This window comes from Rhizobium sp. A37_96 (genome assembly GCF_053521765.1).
The window spans coordinates 1-17,504 of sequence record NZ_JBNWDS010000029.1 but is presented as its reverse complement, the minus strand read 5'-3'; the positions used below and the strand labels follow the sequence as shown (position 1 = coordinate 17,504).

The window sequence follows — 17,504 nt, the reverse complement described above, 5'->3', positions numbered from 1 at the left end:
ATGTCGTTCTCGACGATCGCGCAAGCGATCAAGGCTATAGCCGATGGCGAAATGATCATCGTTGTCGATGACGAGGATCGTGAAAACGAAGGTGACATTCTCGTGGCCGCGGACAAGATTACCGCCGAGCATGTTGCCTTCATGATGAAACATGCCCGAGGGCTGATATGTGTGCCGCTCACCGGAGATCGGCTCGACGAGCTGCAGATTCCGTTGATGGTATCGCGCAACTCGGATTCGATGCAGACGGCCTTTACGGTTTCCGTCGACTACAACAGGGGGACCACGACCGGGATATCCGCCGAGGATAGGGCGGCGACCGTTCGAGCCTTGGTCGCTCCAAGCACGCGCCCGGATGAGCTGTCACGCCCGGGACATATCTTCCCTCTTCGTGCCAATCCGTCCGGCGTACTCGGCCGTCCGGGTCATACCGAAGCGGCAATCGATTTTGCCCGTCTGGCGGGTCTGGCGCCTGCCGGCGTCATCTGTGAGATCGCAAATGACGACGGCACCATGGCGAGAATGCCCGAACTCAAGGAGTTCGCGGCACTGCACGGCCTTCACATCGTCACCATAGAAGCGCTCATCGAGTACCGTCGGCAATCCGAGCCAAAGGTGAGACGCTATGCGCAGTCGAAGATGCCCACGCGCTTCGGCGAATTTTGCGCCATTGCCTATAGGGACGGAGATTCCGAGGTCGAACACATCGCTCTGACCTATGGAGATGTCAACGGTCGCGACGATCTCCTTGTTCGCGTTCATTCGGAATGTCTTACCGGCGAGGTGTTCCACTCGCTGCGTTGCGACTGCGGCGAACAGCTCGAAATGGCTCTGCGCGCGATTCGCCAGGCAGGTGCTGGATGTCTGATCTATCTTCGTGGGCAGGAAGGGCGGGGCATCGGGCTCGGTAACAAGATCGCGGCCTACTCTCTACAGGACAAGGGACTGGACACTCTGGATGCCAACAGGGCGCTAGGGTTACCGCTGGATGCCCGTCAGTATGGCGCAGCGGCTGAAATCCTTTCCGACCTTGGTGTGGCAACTGTCAAGCTGTTGACCAACAACCCGGCAAAGCTCGAGGGACTGCGCGCCGCCGGCGTGTCCGTCGTCTCGCGCCAAAGCCTGATCGTTGCGGCAAATTCGTCCAATATTTCCTACCTTCGCACAAAACGCGATCGCTTAGGTCACTTGATGAACCAGGGCGACGAGATCATACGGCAAGAGCTGGACAATGTTGTGCAGGTGTGGAGCTCGAGAATCTCAGCCGGGCCACTCGGATAAGCCGGGCGACGACACATTCGATGCCTCCATGCATAGGATTTGATAGTAGCTCGCTGAAGCGGCCTCAATGCCGCTCCAGCGAGCTTTCATTAATTCATGTACTGGTCGCTGTCCTTGTTAAGCGCCAGCCAAGGCGCCGTGCAGTGCTTTGACGTGCCGTTCGCCCAATCGATGTTTAGGTCCTTCCAGATTTGCGACTGAGGCTGATATAGCTGACGAAATCCGGCCTTTTCGATCAGGATCGGCTATACCGTCACTTCAGAAATGGCGGAAAGCTTGTAAGATTGTCTGATGGTAACGAAGGGGCAATCCGGGTTGGATGAGTTCTTATTTTTCCGAGCCGTCGTCGTGGCGAACCGTCCTTCCAGTTACCTGGACGAATCGACGGGGGAGATTTTCGGGTGTTTGTCCAAGCTCGGGTGGTGGTGCTTCTGCTGGAGTGGCAGTACTTCGCCGATGGCATAGAAGTGTCCGCCGGCGATATAATGGAGGCTCCGCCATTCGGGCGGGGATCGCTCGAACTGCCAGTGACCGTCGCGAAAAATTCGCGTATCCGCCCAGGCACTCTCCACCTCGGCGATGAAGAGATCGTAGCGATCCTGATTATGCTCTTCGCGAACCAGGTTGCACGCCAGCCAGCCGGAGCAGCCTGAAACCAGCGGGACGTCGACGCCCTCGATGCCGAAAAGCTCCACACCTGCCGCTGAAAGCTTATCCGGATAGTTTTTGAGGGACAAACTTCCCACAGAGTACGTCAATGCTAGCTGTTTGACGTTGGGTACCTGCACGGCAAACTTGCCGCTCATCTCGATCAAGGCTCTGGTCTTTGTTTCCTGATCGAGAACGATCGTAAGCTTGGGAGGAGAGAAATCCAGTGGACATGCCCACGCCGCCGCCATCACATCGTCGATCCCGTCGTGATGCGCTGAAACGAGAACCGTCGGACCGTGATTGATCAACCGGAGAGCCTTCCCCGGCTCGACCGGAGAAACATGATGGGTGTCCAGCGATCGCCAGCGGGAGCTCCTCAAGGCGGTCGTCGGGTGAGGTAGCCTCGGTGTCATCTCAGCGCGTATTCGACAAATAGGTCCGCAGGCTGTCACTGCCGCCGCTGATCAGACCCTGCATCAGCTTTTCGTAACGGCCTTCCGCATCAGGCTCTCTGAGATCGAAGGTGGCTGTCCAGCGGATGAAGGATTTCAGCTCACGGCTGAGCGGGATAACCGTCACCGTCAGGGTGTAGTTATCGAGTGGCAGCGGAGACTCTTCGAAGCGGTAGGTAAGTGAACGCATACGGTCGTCGATCGAAAGAAGGCGTTCGACGATTTCCCCGCCGCCCTCCAGCTTCAGTCTTCGGACACAACCGACCATCCCGTCAGGCATGTGATTGTCTATCCGGCTCTCGGCAATGTCTGAATGCCACTTGGAAATCTCGCCGAATTTCTTGAGCACGCCCCAGGCATGATCGGCATCGCTGTCGATGACATCATTGAATTCCACCAAAGGCATTAAGGATCCTCCCATCTGTCCACAAATGCGGATGCCGACGCAACTTTCCTCGTCGGCACGCCTGTAAGGATCTTTAGTGATCCTTACAGATGCTTTGTGTAATCTTTGCTACAGATGGTCAAGGGGAAATCAGACCATTCTCTACAATCATCGGCTAGGTAATCGGATTGGCTGCAAAAAGCAGCAAAAAAAGCGCGCGCCGTCCCTTGACTACCCATCCGATAGCGTACAGGCTGTGAACTGTAATGATCATTAAAGAAAAGATATCGAGCGCGCTGGTTCGCTTGCGCGGACGCGTCTGCTTGTGAAAACGAGTCCAACTAACTGGAGAAACTGCATGACAAAGAACATCAAAACCATACCGACGTCCGACTTCGATGATGTCATCGCGACGGTCCAGCACTATGTCGATGGCCTGAAAATCGGCAAGTCGCAGGATGTGGCGAGAGCATTTCACAAGGACGCCGTGATGTACGGCTTCACAAACGGAAAGCTACTCGGCGGACCTATCAAGAACCTCTACGACTTCGTTGATGAAAACGGTACGGCTCGCGAAATCAAGGTGCGTCTCGATATTCTCGGCATTACGCCGACGACTGCGGTTGTTCGCGTTGATATGGAGAAGGACGCAATCGGCGCAGACTACACCGACCTTCATACACTCATCAAGATCGACGGCAAATGGCAGATCATTGCGAAGGTCTATCACATGTACGAGGGCTGATACTTAGCCCGGGCAGTTTGTCTCGGCTTCTGACCCGAACGATATATACCCGCTGGTGGGCTGGCCACGGCAACGACCTCAGCGGGCTGGTCACTCGCCGATGCGGTCGCGCTTCATCCTTTGCGTGACCTAACCACCACCCTGCATTCGCGATGCAGGGTGGTGGTTCTCGTCTATTGATCGTGTGCTCGGTCATGCAGATCACCCCGCAGCAGTTCGCACGATGGGACTGCGCGGGCAGCAGTCGCCCTTATCCTCGGATGACTATCTTGCGTGTCCGCGGCCGGAAGACGTCTGCGATACGAAATGCGTGACCAATGACACTCCGAGATCAACCAGGTTGTTCACCAGCGCTCGTCCGGTTTCAGCAGACGAAAGCCGCGGATCTCCTCCATAGACGCCGTCGGGAGCAATTTCGTCACTTTCGACTGGGATCGAGACATCGATACCTTCGAATTCACGGGTTCGGGAACGAACTCTTGAAGGAACTCTTCCGGGCGGCAGCTACATCGATGAAGCTACGGTCTGCCAGGCAACGGGTGCGTCGCGCACGCCGGTGAGAGAAGCGTTCAGCCACCTCTCGAGAGGGAACGGTTCATCACGCTCATTCCGCGCAAGGGAGCGCAGGTGCGGTCGATAAATTCGAGCGACTTGCTCGATGCATTTCACGCAAGGCTGATGATCGAGTCCTTTGCCACCGCGGAGTTCTGCAATGAGCGCCGAGCCATACCGCAGGACATGCGCACCAATCAGGCGATTATGAACGATGTCTGCGATTTATCGACCACTGAGGCGATGCTGGTCCACATAAACGCCGATCGGGCCTTCCATGCCGCGCTCGTCCAAACGTTGAACAACCGCCCGATCCTCGAGTTTTCGAATCACTTTGGGGGAACAACTCTGGCGCAGCTATAAGCCGCGGGCAGATGCTCCGTTCCGAGAACTGGCTTACGAACAACCAAGCGCAGCACGAGATGATCCTTGCGTCACTCGAAACATATGATCTCGACGCTGCTGCCGCGACCTTGCATGATCATTTGAAATAGAGGGCTTGTCGTCTACGAACGAAATTGTCATGCCAAGAATGGACGGACCGCAGCGGTTGACGGTGCACTGCGGTCAATCGATTCACTTGTAAATCTTAGCTTACTTGACTGGCATCGCTGCTGCGGGAAGCAGGCCACGAGGTCGGAAGAGCAGAAAGGCAATGAGAATCGACAGAATCAACGGATCACGGAAAATCAGGTAATCTGACGGCAGAATGATCTGAAGTGCGACTTCCATCACGCCGAGGAAAAACCCGCCCGCCACTGCACCCGTCAGGCTTCCCATTCCGCCCACAATCGTTGCCACAAAGGCCTTGACGAGTGGAGTAAAGCCCATATCGGGCGTAACAGAGCCGCGCATCGATACCCATAGCAGCGCCGCAACACCAGCAAGAAGGCCGGATAGTGCGAACGCTATCGCATAGACAGTGTTGACGCGGATTCCCATGAGCTTGGCCACATCGAAGTCCTGTGCCGAGGCAAGAAGAGAGAGACCAAAGCGCGTTCTATTCAGGAATATATTGAGCGCGATGGCTAGAACGGCCACTGTGACAATCGAGATCAGTTGCGCAGCACCGATGTAGATACCACCTAAGTTGAAAGCACCTGTTAGGAAGTTTGGCATGTTCAAAGGCTTTGGGAGAGCACCAAATGCTATCTGGAAAATCACCTGAAGTGCGCCCGATATTGCAAAGCTTGTTACAAGCAAAGTCATGGGGTTGGCACCACGTAACGGTCGAAAGGCCACCCGTTCCATCAAGACAGCAGCGACCATGCAGGCGACAAGAGAGAACAGGACAGCAACGGGGAAAGGTAACCCCCAGCCAAGCGAGTAGAACAGCGCATATCCGAAGAGCGTCAGGAGCTCACCGTGGGCAAAGTTGATAAAGCCGAATATGCTGAACACGATCGCAAGTCCCAGAGCAATGAGTGCGTATACACCTCCAAGGCTCAAGGCATTTATGACATATTGAATAAGAAGTTCCATTTGGTCACCTACGCCGCTTCTGTTGGGTCTGCAACGCCGAGATAGGAATGCCGCACAAGGTCGCTTTTCAACATGTCGTCCGAGTCGCCGCTCGCCACGATCCGGCCGTTCTCAAGCACGTACGCTCTGTCGGATATCGACAATGACTGAAAAACATTCTGTTCGACGAGAAGGATCGTCAGCCCTTCATCGCGCAACTGGCAAATGAGATCGAAGTTCTCGGCGACAATCTTCGGCGCGATGCCTAATGACGGTTCGTCGAGCAGAAGTACTTTCGGAGATGACATAAGTGCTCTTGCGATGGCGAGCATCTGTTGCTCGCCACCCGAGAGTGTTCCTGCCAATTGGTGGCGCCGCTCGGCAAGTATCGGAAATCGGGTATACATTCGTTCCAAAACGGCCGGGTTGCGCCAGTCGCTCAGTACCATTCCGCCAAGGAGGAGGTTCTTTTCAACCGTCAGTCTCGCAAAGACCCGCCTGCCTTCAGGAGAAAGTGTCATGCCCCGCTGGACGATCTGCGCGGTTCCGAGACCAGAGATGGCCTCGCCCGCAAGGGTGATCGTGCCGGACTGCGGCACGATCAGGTTCGTCAAGGCGGCGAGGGTGGAGGTTTTTCCGGCACCGTTCGGTCCCAAAAGAGATACGATCTCGCCGTCAGGGACTTCAAAGCTGATGTCCTTGACCGCCTCGATCGGTCCGTATCGGACGACAAGATTCTCAACGCGGAGCATGACATTACCTTACATAATTGGAGCGGGGATATCGGTCGTATCGATCGTTGCAGCCTTTACGAACACGCCCTTTCCACCCTTTATTTCGAGGAAAGAGATGGGAACGATAGGGCGGCGTTCGAAGCCTGCATAGGTAATTTTGCCGTTTGGCACCTCCAAGTCCTTGATCTTGTTCAAGGCAGCGCGAATCGATGCTGGATCGGTCGCGTCGGCGCTCCTAATTGCTTCGATCAGGATTTGGCCTGCATCGTAGCCGACAATCCACGCCGAGCTGTCAACTTGGTCCGCGTGGGTCTGACCGAACACCTTTGCAAGTGCCTCGTACTTGCTGCCTTCGAGCGGCATTCGATTGGACAGCACAATGGTGCCCTCCACCAGATCACCTAGCGCATAAAACGACGGAGAGTCGATTCCGTCGGCGCCAACGATACGCGACTTAATGCCAGCGGCACGCGCTTGGCGAAGGAAGGCAGGCAGATCCGGCTCAAAGGCTGCGGTCATGATGGCATCGGGCTCGGTGGGAAGTGCCTTGATCTCTGCGATGATCCCACCGAAGTCGGCCTGTTCGAACGTATAGTTGCCTTTGCCGACAACCTTCCCACCATATTTTTGGAACGTCGAGGCGAAGTATTCCGGCACGTACTCGGTATAGGTATTGTCCGAGGACTTTAGCAGGTAAGCCGTCTTGATACTGAGGTCCTTGGCCGCGAAGATGCCGGTCGAACCGCCGCTGACGTTGTCGCTGAAGTTGGCAAGGTACATCCAATCGCCGACTTTTGCGGGGACATCGACTTGGGTCGAGGTGCCCGCGAACATCAGAACGCCTTTCTTTTGACCTGAACGGCCAGCGGCAACGGAGCTGGTCGCGTCACAGCTGGTGAAGAGAACGTCGACGCCTTGCTCAAGAAGAGCGTCAACCGACTTGATGGCCTCGACCGAGCTTGACGCCGTGTCCGTACCCTCGATGACCTCGATCATGTACTTTCCATTGACACCGCCCTTGGCGTTCACCTCGTCGAACGCCATCTGGAGCCCCAGTGCGTAACCAACGTCATAGGCGGCCGCCCAGCCTGTATGCGCCAACGAAAAGCCGACGCGAACCTTCGAGCCCGCGGCAAAGGCGGGGCGAAACCCGGCAAACCCAACCGCAGCGACACCGCCGAGCATGGTTGCAAGTACCGTCCGACGCTTGATTTCGATTCCGAGCTTGTCTTTGTGTGGCCCAGTCATTTGAATCCCTCTATTGTGGTTGATATCATCCGCGCATTCCGCAAGGGTTGGATCCCTCAGCGTTTTTTTCGTCTCGCCGCCCGGATCTCTTGGCTGCCGAGATAGGCTTCTATGACTTTCGGATCGTTCTGAACCTGCTCGGCCGAACCCGAGGCGATGAGTTCTCCTTTGTTGAGGACGAACACTTCATCACAAAGGCGCATTATTAGATGGAGATCGTGCTCCACGATCAGGATACCGAGCGCAAACTTCTCCCGGATCGACAGGATGGCCTCGATCAGGCTCTCCGTTTCCTTCGGATTCATACCGGCTGCCGGTTCGTCCAACAGGAGAAAGCGTGGTTCCAGCGCAAGGGCACGTACGATTTCCAATCTGCGCTGCGCGCCATACGGCAGCGAGGACGATTTGTGCCCGGCCAGTTCCGTCAGATCGAACTGCTCAAGGAGCGACAGGGCATAGGCCTCCACTCCGCTGGCGGAGTGACCGCGCGCCAGCGCTGCGGCAACGACGTTTTCCAAGACGCTCATCTCGGAAAACAGGCGGATGTTCTGAAATGTCCGCCCGAGACCGGCGCATGCGATCTGATTTGAGGGCCAGCCGACGATATTCTGCCCGCTGAGCGTCACCGTGCCCTTCGTCGGGCGATGCACCCCCGTCAGATTGTTGATCAATGTCGTTTTGCCAGCACCGTTCGGGCCGATCAGGCCGATAATCTTGCCGGTTTCCACGCGGACCGAAACGTCGTTAAGCGCGCGCACGCCGCCGAATTCGATGCCGACCGAATGCGTCTCGAGGGTGGCGTGGGGCCGATCGAGCCGGAGGTCCATCGGAGCTACATGAGACCCAGTGCGTGCCGCAGCGTGCGTCTTTTTTCTGAACAGTTTGGGTGTGAGCCCGTCCAGGGTCATCTCGCGGCTTCCCATGATGCCAGCTGGGGCCCTGTACATCACGAGAAGGATCATAAGACTGAGCAAGATTTGCGTCAGACCCCAAACTGGCGGAAGGTGGATGCTCCCTACTTCTGCGCCGCTTTCGATCGGTTTGACGATCTCGACGAGCGCTGTGATGATCATGGTTCCGATGACCGCGCCTGAGATCGAACGTTTTCCCCCGACCACCAGCATCGCGATCAGTTCGAAGGTCAGCGTAAGATAGAAGTCGTGTGGCTGGAATGCCCCGATGACATGTGCGAACAGAGCGCCGCAAAGTCCGAGAACCACCGCACTAAGCATCCAAGCTTCAAGAAGCCGTCGGTTTGGGCTGATGCCGCTGGAGGTGGCGGCCACCTCGTTATCTTGGAACGCGCGAAGTTGGATGCCCCAGCGCGACGACTTGAACGCAAAAGCGGCAACGATGGTCAGGAAGACAAACCCATAGACAATTGGCAGGGTCGCAAGTTCCGGCACACCATAAATGCCTTTCGTGCCGTTGGTGATGCTTGTGGCACCCTTGAGCACGAAATTCGCAATCACCAGCAGCCCGAAGGTTGCCACGATCGCCGACGTTTCTCGCAGGCGCGACAGCGGCAGTCCGGTGGCCAGCCCCAGGATCAAGGATATCATCACCACGATCAACAGTGATCCAGGCAGCCCCATATTGGCGGTCGCGAGAAATGAGGGAAGATGTCTGAGGGAGTCTGCCTTGACGTCAGGCGGCGTCGTCAACAAAGCGGTCGTATATGCGCCGACTGCAAAGAAGCCGACATGCCCGACAGTCAGAATCCCCGAATTTCCAGTGTAGATGTTAAAGCCGACGACCGCTGCAATGTTGATCAGCACGAGCACGACCAGTCGCTCAACCGACGGGCTGATGAAGGCTAGTGGAAGCGATATTGCCAGAATAATGGCGCAAAGCAGCAATGCCGAGCCGGCCGCGCTTCGAATACGCTCTTCGCCGAAAAGAGAGCCGTTCTGGCCACGACTATCCGATGACACGGCGGATACTCCGGCTGTCCCAACTTGTTCCATTCCGTATTCCCCTCCGCCTTTCTGGCGAGTAGCGTTATTTTTGTGTAATGGTCGCTAAAGATGAGGTAAGCAGAGATCTATACGCACCGTCAACAAGAATCTGCATTAAGATGACAGATATGCTGACAATCTGACAATGATACAATTATGAGGCGTTATTTGCCCACGGGTGCCGTGAAATTTCAACCATCGCCTTTGCGTTCGCGCGACGATGCGGAACGCTGCGAAAATCTGAAAATCAACCAGCAATCGAGGCATTTGGCAAAGCCTATTGGGAAGGGATCTAAGCCAATCGTCGCCTGAACCTTAAAATAGCCGGACTAACCTGGGATCGAGATCCGGGGCAGTGTTTTTGTCATGAGTGGGTATGCTCATCTCCGCAGGTGGCGCCCTAACCTCGGTTTCGGTAGAAATATTGTCTGATTGTCTTATTTTTATGACTGTTCATTGACAGACCCAAAGCATTTCTGAAACATATAGCAATCACTACAGACTCGCGTCTGCCTATACGGTGATTTTCGTATTTCCAAGAAGTGCAAAAATTGGGAGGAAAGATGATCGAGAATTCCTTTTACTCACAGGAGCTCCACGGGCCATTCGAAGTCTTTAGCGTCGGCGATCTCACACTTGAGGAGGGCGAAAAAATCCGGGACTGCAAGCTCGCGGTCGCAACCCACGGCACGCTGAATAGCGCCCGCGATAATGCTATATTGGTGCCTACTTGGTTCTCCGGTACCAACAAGATCATGGAGCAGGTGTACATCGGTCCGGGGCGAGCACTGGATCCCGATAAGTACTTCATAATCGTGGTTAATCAGATTGGCAGTGGTCTCTCTTCGTCTCCCCATAATACGGCAGCGCCCGGAAACATGGCGAGGTTTCCGCATGTACGAATTGGGGATGATGTGCGGGCCCAGCATAAGCTTTTGACGGAAATATTCGGGATTGAAAGCCTCAAGCTAGTCTTCGGAGCGTCGATGGGAGCGCAACAAACCTATGAGTGGGCAGTACGCTATCCTCAATTCGTAAAACGCGCCGCCGCCCTTGCGGGTACAGCCAAGAACACGGACCACGATCGCATTTTCACGCAAACTTTGATGGATGCTATCACTTCTGATGGCGCGTGGAATGGCGGTTGGTACAAGGCGGCGGGAGATGTCCACATCGGCTTGAGTAGGCACGCCGCTCTTTGGTCCGTTATGGGCTGGTGTACCCAATTCTACAAACGTGAGCTTTGGCGTGGTGCTGGCTTTTCCTCCGTTGAAGACTTCCAAACCAATTTCATGGAAGGTTATTTTCTGCCGATGGATCCGAACAACCTGCTGTGTATGGCGTGGAAATGGCAGCGAGGAGACGTGAGCCGCTTGGCGGCCGGAGATCTTGTGGCAGCCCTCGGACGGATCACGGCAAAAGTCTTCGTCATGCCGATCACGTCTGACATGTTCTTCGTTCCCGCGGATTGCGCCTATGAGCAATCCCTTATCGCCGGTAGCGAACTTCGGGCAATAGAGTCCGATTGCGGTCACTTTGGTCTAGTGGGTATTGAGGAAACCTTTACCGAGCAAGTCGACAAGCATCTGCGGGATCTTTTGTCTATGGTTGTCTAGTGCTCACGAGCATGACCGACTCTCAAGGACACTAAGCGATGTGCGCGGGTCAGTGAAACGATCTGCGCTCGTCGTGATGAGACCAGAGTATGTGATGGCTGATGGTTGAAGCCAAAGCACAGAGTACATCAGAAATGGTGGCAAAGCCAAACTGCGCGTCGGCGCGCAAGCGCCGATACGCTAAGGCCAGGGCCAACCTTAAGTAAGCCGAAACGCGCTCCAACGTCGTCTATTGCGGCCCACGTCTACGCTTACTACGGCGTTTCGTGGGAATGAGCGTCATAACTGTAGCGGCAACACGCTCTAGTTCTGATTGGGACACGCCGTCTCTGGCTTGAATTGACATGCCATGAAACAAGGTATTGAGCGCGGAAGCGAGGGTGTCGGCATCGGTGTCCTTGGGAAGATCGCCGTCGGCGATTCCCTTGGTTAGTCTTGTTAGGAAGCAGTCCTTTCCTTCCTCTCGCAAAGCCTTCAGGGCATCGTTAACACCCTGCGATTCCCGGGATACATTGGCGGCGCCCAAAACCACCATGCAGCCGCAGGGCGCGTCCTGCGAGGTTAAAATGCTTGCCGCATCATGGAAGAACCCCGACATCGCCGTATGGAGATCCGGCTCATCCTCGAGCCGCTGCCAGGCATCATTCCAATAGATGTTCTCATAATGAGCCACTGCTTCCATGAAAAGCTGCGCCTTGTTGCCGAAGGCTGCATAAAGACTCGGAGGATTGATCTCCATGACTTCGCAAAGTTCAGACATGGAGGCCGGCTCGTATCCGCGCTTCCAGAAGACGCCTAAAGCTTTCTTTAGGACTGTGTCGCGATCGAAGGTTCGTGGTTTGCCTTTACTATGATGTTGCGGAATCATCCTGCACTCCGAGCTCTGTCAACCGACGCAGCGGCCTGTCATTCGCCTTCGTACATAGTCCATCTGTATCGCTCTTTAAAGATGGTGGACACAAACGCAGGGATTTCAGCCTGTGTTGCCCGCATAGGATTCATTTTCTGTCATGGGGTCTCCAAACCCCAAAGAAGTATATCAATCACTACAGACCCCTTGACAGATACTCATACAATCTGTCAATTCACGATTGAAGCTGGCGAAGTGTTTGAGCCGAGATGAGAATAATGGGCCTCGCGCACTGGATGCGAGCCATCCTTTATTTCCCTTCCGTGCTTTGCCTCTGACAAATGGGAACCGATCAGCCATTTTGATGCTGGCGCCCAATCGACATTCGAGCGACTTGAAACCAATGGGAGGTTTGTGAATGGTAACACCAACGCGCAACGAGTATCCGCGCCGCAGGCTCGGCACGTCCGATGTTTCGGTCACATCTGTTGGGTTCGGAACAGTGCCGTTAGCGGGCTTCAAGGCGAAAGCATCGTACTGCGAGTTTGAGGACGTGATTGCAGCTGCCTACGCAGGCGGCGTCAGATACTTTGATTGTGCGCCGATGTATGGCTTCGGCAAGGCCGAATATTACCTCGGACACGCTCTGCGCGAACTCGGCATACGCAACCAGGTCGTAGTCAGCACCAAGGTGGGTCGAGTACTCAAGGCGGCAAGCAGGGTCAAGAAGCTCGACACAGTGTACGGCATCGAATGGGTCGAGCCGCTGCCTTTTCTCGACACATATGATTATACCTATGACGGCATCATGCGTTCCTTTGAAGACAGCCAGGTGCGTCTTGCCCTTGATTATATTGATGTGTTGCTCGTCCACGACTTGGGTCGAGCATGGCATGGTGACCAAGCCGACATCTATTGGGCGCAGATCAGGAAGAGCGGCTATAAGGCTCTTGACGAGCTGCGGAGCAGTGGCGCTGTCTCGGCAATAGGGCTCGGTGTCAACGAGACGGAATCCGTCGTCACGGTTGCGCGCGAGTTCGACATCAATTGTGCGTTGATCGCGGGACGTTACACGCTGCTCAATCATGCGCCGCTCCAAGGTGCCTTCGATGAGCTTCAGGAAAGAAAAGTCTCGGTAATCGCCGGAGGCGTCTTCAACTCAGGCATTCTTGCGACCGGCCTCAAGAGCGGGCAGGCTACCTACGACTATCAGGCAGTTCCCGATGATGTCGTGCGAAAGGTGGCAGCCATTGAGAGCATCTGCGAGCGATACGGCGTACCGCTCAGCTCTGTTGCGATCGAGTTTGTTCTCATGCATCCAGCCGTGGCAACGGTGGTGCTTGGCGCCCAGAATGTTCGGGAAGTCCAGGAAAACCTTGCATCATCATCGGCATCCATTCCGGAGGCGCTTTGGGAGGAGCTCCGGCAAAGCGGGATCATTCCTGCGCAGGCGCCCTTGAGGATTGTCTGATGGTGCCCGACCGCTCTGTCGGCAGCTAGAGCCAGGCGGGACAGTACTCAGCCGTCTAAAAAGCTTCGGATCAGAACGAACAGCAGATGAAGTCGGCGCCCCAGTGCCGGCTGCGTGAAGGCTGTACGCATGAGTATGACAATGGGAAAAAGGGGATCACAATGAAAATCGGAAATCTATTTGCACTCTTCTTGGGGGTGACGGCAGCAGCGATAGCCGTTGCTCCGGCGAAGGCTGGCACATTAGACGAAGTCAAGAAAAAGGGATTCATCCAGTGCGGTGTCAGCCAGGGGAGCGCGGGCTTCTCTCTTCCCGACGCACAAAACAATTGGATGGGAATGGATGTGGATTTTTGTCGCGCCGTCGCTGCCGCAATCTTCAACGATCCCCAGAAGGTCAAGTTCACGCCGCTTTCTGCTAAGGAGCGATTCACGGCATTGCAATCTGGTGAAGTCGATATCCTGTCGCGCACAACGACCTGGACCATGAGTCGTGACACATCCATGGGACTGATGTTTGCGGGTGTCCTATATTATGATGGTCAGGGTTTTATGGTGAAGAAGTCCCTTGGTATCGATTCTGCTCTCAAGTTGGACGGTGCGGCGGTCTGCGCGGGGACGGGTACGACGACCGAGCTCAATGTGTCTGACTATTTCAACACTCACGGGCTAAAATTCCAGAGTGTCGCGATCGATGATTCCAATCAGTTGCGCCAGGCTTACGATGAAGGGCGTTGCGACGTGCTGACGAGTGATCAGTCCGTTCTCTACAGCGAACGCCTCCAGCTTAAGAACCCTGACGACCACATCGTTCTTCCCGAAGTGATTTCGAAGGAGCCATTGGGTCCATCGACACGGCAGGGGGATATCCAATGGTTCAATGTGGTCAAATGGACCTATTTTGCGCTTCTGACCGCCGAGGAAGATGGCATCACGTCGGCTAACGTCGACAAGATGCTGACATCCTCGAACCCGGAGATCCAGCGTTTGCTCGGCGTCAAGAATACAGATGGCAGTGCGGCTGGCTTCGGTGCCGGGATTGGCCTCGACGAGGACTGGGTGGTCCATATCGTCAAGGGCGTCGGTAATTATGGAGAGATGTTCGAACGCAACCTGGGCCAGCAATCGGCGCTTAAGATCGCTCGCGGCAAGAACGCGTTGTGGAAAGATGGTGGGCTGCAATACGCCCCGCCGATCCGCTGACCGGAAGCTGCGGTGGCCCGGCGGCCACCGCTTTCCCTGTAATCAAGGCTATGGGCTTCCTGGCTCATTGAGGTGATCCCGTGACATCCGAGACGTCTCTACATCCTTCCTTCGAAACCCGGTTCTGGAACAATCCGAAGCGGCGTGCACAGGTTCTCCAGTGCATTCTCGCAGTGGCTATCTTGCTTGTCGCCTTCGTGCTTGTGCGCAACACGTCCGCAAATCTCGCCAAGCTGAACCAACGGCTGAGTTTCTCCTTTCTGAGCCGGTCTGCAGGCTTTGAAATTGCGCAGGCGCTGATCCCCTTTTCCAGTGCATCCAATTATGGTCGAGCGCTCCTCGTGGGGTTGCTCAACACGGTGCTGATTTCGGCGCTGGGAATTGTTGCGGCGACCATGATGGGCCTCGTCATCGGCGTCATGCGGCTCTCTCCAAACTGGATCGTTTCGCGTGTCGCTGCGGTCTACATCGAGTTTTTTCGAAACATTCCGCTGCTTCTACAAATCTTCGTGTGGTATTCGCTGGTGATCATCCAACTCTTGCCAGCACCGCGGCAGGCATGGACCTTGCTGAACTACGCCTATTTGTCGAACCGCGGCCTGATCGTACCGCAGCCCTTGCCTGCGCCGGGTCTCGTCACCTGGGTTGTTCTCATGTCGGTCGCAGTGCTTGCGTCCGTCGTCATTTCGCTCTGGTCACATCGACGGCGGAACAGAACCGGACAAGGCTTTCCAACCGCTCCGGCAATATTGGCGATGCTTATGGTGGTGATAGCCGTAACAAGCGCTACCAGGGGCCCGCCTATCATATTTGCGCAGCCGCTCAAGACCTCTTTCAGCTTCACAGGCGGCCTGACAATCATTCCCGAGTTGATCGCGATGTTCATGGCGCTTTCCATCTACATGGCGAGCTATGTCGCGGAAGCGGTTCGCGCCGGCATGCTCTCGGTTGGACGTGGGCAGACCGAGGCCGCGGCCGCTCTGGGTCTCGGCTCGCTACGGACCATTCAACTCATCGTTCTACCCCAGGCGATGCGCGTGATTCTGCCTCCCCTGGCGACGATCTACATGGGCCTGATCAAGAACTCGTCGCTGGCGGTAGCAATCGGCTATCCGGATCTGATGGCGACCGGGGGCACGATTCTCAACCAGACAGGCAAGGCAATAGAAATTGTAGGTATCTGGATGGTCGTCTACCTCATGCTCAGCCTGCTGACGTCGTTAACGATGAACTGGCTCAACGCCAATACAAAGCTGGTGGAGCGCTGATGGCCGATCACGATTTTGTCCGCCGCGAGGAAAGCCCACGACTGCCGCCACCGCGAAGCGCGCGCGGTTTCGTCGGCTGGCTTCGGGCAAACCTCTTTGCAGGACCGTTCAACAGCGCTTTGACGATCATATTCGCGGCAGCCATTCTGTGGCTTGCCTGGATCGTAGCGCGCTTTGCGCTTGTCGACGCCATCTTCCAGGGTAGTAATCGCGATGCCTGTCTTGTCTCTCCGTCGGGAGCTTGCTGGCCGCTGGTCAAGGAGAAGGTAGGGCAATGGATCTATGGCTTTTATCCCATAGACCAGCGCTGGCGCGTAAATCTCTGCTTCATCCTTTTTGTACTGGGTGCGGTACCGATGCTTGCGCCAGCGCTGCCGTTCAAGAGGCTGAATGCAGCCTACCTTCTTCTGATCTTACCGCTAACAGTGCTGATTCTTCTTACCGGCGGTAACTTCGATCTTGGGAGGCGCGACTATCTAGCAGCACTATGTATACTATCGTTCGTCTCGTCTGTAATTACGGCCTTCCACTCGTGGGAGAAAGATAGCCATCGCTATGCCGTCGACCTCTTGATCGCCATTGTAGCCCTCCTCCTGTGGGCCGTTAGCATCTTCCTACCCGAGCAACCAGTGATTGCCGGTCTTCCTTTATTCGACACTGCCGTGGCGGCGCTTTCTGTTCTGGCTGCGCTCTTATCGCTGGTTGCGATGGCCGCCAATCGTGAGGCCGGCCGGCAGCAGGCTTTTCTCGTGGCATTCATATGGTTAATCGTGTTCGGCACACTTTTGGCTCTCAGTCATGATTTCGGCCTGTCGCCTATCGATACCGCGCAGTGGGGCGGGCTTTTGGTGACCGTGGTCGTGGCTATTGCAGGCATCGTGTCATCCTTACCGCTCGGCATCCTGTTGGCGCTTGGCCGCCAGTCGCCGATGCCGCTAGTGCGTGTGGCGTCAGTGATCTTCATTGAAGCAGTGCGCGGTGTACCTCTAGTAACCGTTCTCTTCATGTCAAGTGTGATGCTGCCGCTCTTCTTGCCACCCGGCATGTCCTTCGACAAGCTCCTGAGAGCTTTGATTGGCGTTGCGCTATTCTCCTCCGCCTATATGGCCGAAGTGGTTCGCGGTGGTCTGCAGGCCGTAGGGCGCGGCCAATATGAAGGGGCAATGGCGTTGGGGCTCAACTACTGGCCTATGATGGCAAAGATCATCCTGCCACAGGCGTTGAAGGTCTCCATCCCCAATATTGTTAGTAATTTCATCAGTCTTTTCAAAGACACGACCCTCGTACTGATTATCGGTATATTCGATCTTTTGGGTGTAGTGCAGGCGACATTGCGCGATCCGAACTGGGCAACACCCGCATCAGCGGCAACGGGATATCTCGCGGTTGCTCTTATATACTGGTGTATCTGCTTCGGCATGTCGCGCTACTCGAGGTTTGTCGAGCGTCTGCTGGATAGAGGTCACAAACGATAAACGGAGTTGGAATGTCGAAGGGTACGGCAGTCAAAGGGACGAGCGCTTCCTCCCCAGAGGTCGCGGTTAACATGATCAACATGAACAAGTGGTACGGCGACTTCCATGTGTTGCGCGATATCAATCTGAAGGTCATGCGCGGCGAGCGCATCGTC

Annotated in this window: 15 protein-coding genes and 1 pseudogene; 9 read left to right on the top strand and 7 right to left on the bottom strand. The window is 55.6% G+C overall.

Going from position 1 to position 17,504, the window contains the following annotated elements; translation table 11 throughout:
* Positions 1-1,281 (top strand): bifunctional 3,4-dihydroxy-2-butanone-4-phosphate synthase/GTP cyclohydrolase II, encoded by a 1,281-nt coding sequence (locus ACQZ6J_RS32595; RefSeq protein ID WP_449087072.1) that lies wholly within the window; start codon positions 1-3, stop codon positions 1,279-1,281.
* Between the two features lie 368 nt (positions 1,282-1,649).
* Here ACQZ6J_RS32595 and ACQZ6J_RS32590 read toward each other — a convergent pair whose 3' ends face one another.
* Complete coding sequence (locus tag ACQZ6J_RS32590; protein WP_449087071.1) at positions 1,650-2,240, bottom strand: flavin reductase family protein; 591 nt, start codon at positions 2,238-2,240, stop codon at positions 1,650-1,652.
* Positions 2,241-2,346: 106 nt separating this feature from the next.
* On the bottom strand, positions 2,347-2,790 hold the full coding sequence (locus ACQZ6J_RS32585; RefSeq protein ID WP_449087070.1) for an SRPBCC family protein: 444 nt from the start codon (positions 2,788-2,790) through the stop codon (positions 2,347-2,349).
* Positions 2,791-3,127: 337 nt separating this feature from the next.
* On the opposite strand from ACQZ6J_RS32585, the gene ACQZ6J_RS32580 reads away from it, so the two are divergent.
* Positions 3,128-3,514, top strand: a complete 387-nt coding sequence (locus ACQZ6J_RS32580) for a nuclear transport factor 2 family protein (protein ID WP_449087069.1) — start codon at positions 3,128-3,130, stop codon at positions 3,512-3,514.
* A gap of 627 nt (positions 3,515-4,141) precedes the next feature.
* Positions 4,142-4,429, top strand: a complete 288-nt coding sequence (locus ACQZ6J_RS32575) for an FCD domain-containing protein (protein WP_449087068.1) — start codon at positions 4,142-4,144, stop codon at positions 4,427-4,429.
* Positions 4,430-4,660: 231 nt separating this feature from the next.
* Here ACQZ6J_RS32575 and ACQZ6J_RS32570 read toward each other — a convergent pair whose 3' ends face one another.
* From ACQZ6J_RS32570 to ACQZ6J_RS32555, 4 genes are read right to left on the bottom strand one after another with little or no spacing between them, the layout of a single operon-like run.
* Positions 4,661-5,548: a branched-chain amino acid ABC transporter permease gene (locus ACQZ6J_RS32570; protein WP_449087067.1), complete on the bottom strand. Its 888-nt coding sequence runs from the start codon at positions 5,546-5,548 to the stop codon at positions 4,661-4,663.
* Between the two features lie 8 nt (positions 5,549-5,556).
* Positions 5,557-6,279 carry an ABC transporter ATP-binding protein gene (locus ACQZ6J_RS32565; RefSeq protein WP_449087066.1) on the bottom strand — a complete coding sequence of 241 codons (723 nt, stop codon included), beginning with the start codon at positions 6,277-6,279 and terminating at the stop codon, positions 5,557-5,559.
* A gap of 9 nt (positions 6,280-6,288) precedes the next feature.
* The gene (locus ACQZ6J_RS32560) at positions 6,289-7,509 is read right to left on the bottom strand and encodes an ABC transporter substrate-binding protein (RefSeq protein ID WP_449087065.1); all 1,221 of its coding nucleotides are present in this window, start codon (positions 7,507-7,509) and stop codon (positions 6,289-6,291) included.
* Positions 7,510-7,565: 56 nt separating this feature from the next.
* The gene (locus ACQZ6J_RS32555; protein WP_449087064.1) at positions 7,566-9,476 is read right to left on the bottom strand and encodes a branched-chain amino acid ABC transporter ATP-binding protein/permease; all 1,911 of its coding nucleotides are present in this window, start codon (positions 9,474-9,476) and stop codon (positions 7,566-7,568) included.
* Positions 9,477-10,030: 554 nt separating this feature from the next.
* Here ACQZ6J_RS32555 and ACQZ6J_RS32550 point away from each other — a divergent pair.
* On the top strand, positions 10,031-11,083 hold the full coding sequence (locus tag ACQZ6J_RS32550) for an alpha/beta fold hydrolase (RefSeq protein ID WP_449087063.1): 1,053 nt from the start codon (positions 10,031-10,033) through the stop codon (positions 11,081-11,083).
* A gap of 229 nt (positions 11,084-11,312) precedes the next feature.
* Here ACQZ6J_RS32550 and ACQZ6J_RS32545 read toward each other — a convergent pair whose 3' ends face one another.
* Positions 11,313-11,951: a TetR/AcrR family transcriptional regulator gene (locus ACQZ6J_RS32545; protein WP_449087062.1), complete on the bottom strand. Its 639-nt coding sequence runs from the start codon at positions 11,949-11,951 to the stop codon at positions 11,313-11,315.
* A gap of 400 nt (positions 11,952-12,351) precedes the next feature.
* On the opposite strand from ACQZ6J_RS32545, the gene ACQZ6J_RS32540 reads away from it, so the two are divergent.
* From ACQZ6J_RS32540 to ACQZ6J_RS32520, 5 genes and pseudogenes are all read left to right on the top strand, one after another.
* The gene (locus ACQZ6J_RS32540; protein ID WP_449087061.1) at positions 12,352-13,404 is read left to right on the top strand and encodes an aldo/keto reductase; all 1,053 of its coding nucleotides are present in this window, start codon (positions 12,352-12,354) and stop codon (positions 13,402-13,404) included.
* A gap of 161 nt (positions 13,405-13,565) precedes the next feature.
* Positions 13,566-14,606: an amino acid ABC transporter substrate-binding protein gene (locus ACQZ6J_RS32535; protein WP_449087060.1), complete on the top strand. Its 1,041-nt coding sequence runs from the start codon at positions 13,566-13,568 to the stop codon at positions 14,604-14,606.
* An 80-nt stretch (positions 14,607-14,686) separates the two neighbouring features.
* Entirely contained in the window at positions 14,687-15,874 is a 1,188-nt protein-coding gene (locus ACQZ6J_RS32530) for an amino acid ABC transporter permease (protein WP_449087059.1), read from the top strand.
* Positions 15,874-17,349: an amino acid ABC transporter permease gene (locus ACQZ6J_RS32525; RefSeq protein ID WP_449087058.1), complete on the top strand. Its 1,476-nt coding sequence runs from the start codon at positions 15,874-15,876 to the stop codon at positions 17,347-17,349. Before ACQZ6J_RS32530 ends, ACQZ6J_RS32525 begins: the two co-directional genes overlap by 1 nt.
* An 11-nt stretch (positions 17,350-17,360) precedes the next feature.
* Positions 17,361-17,504 (top strand): annotated as a pseudogene (locus ACQZ6J_RS32520) (amino acid ABC transporter ATP-binding protein); the annotation flags it as partial.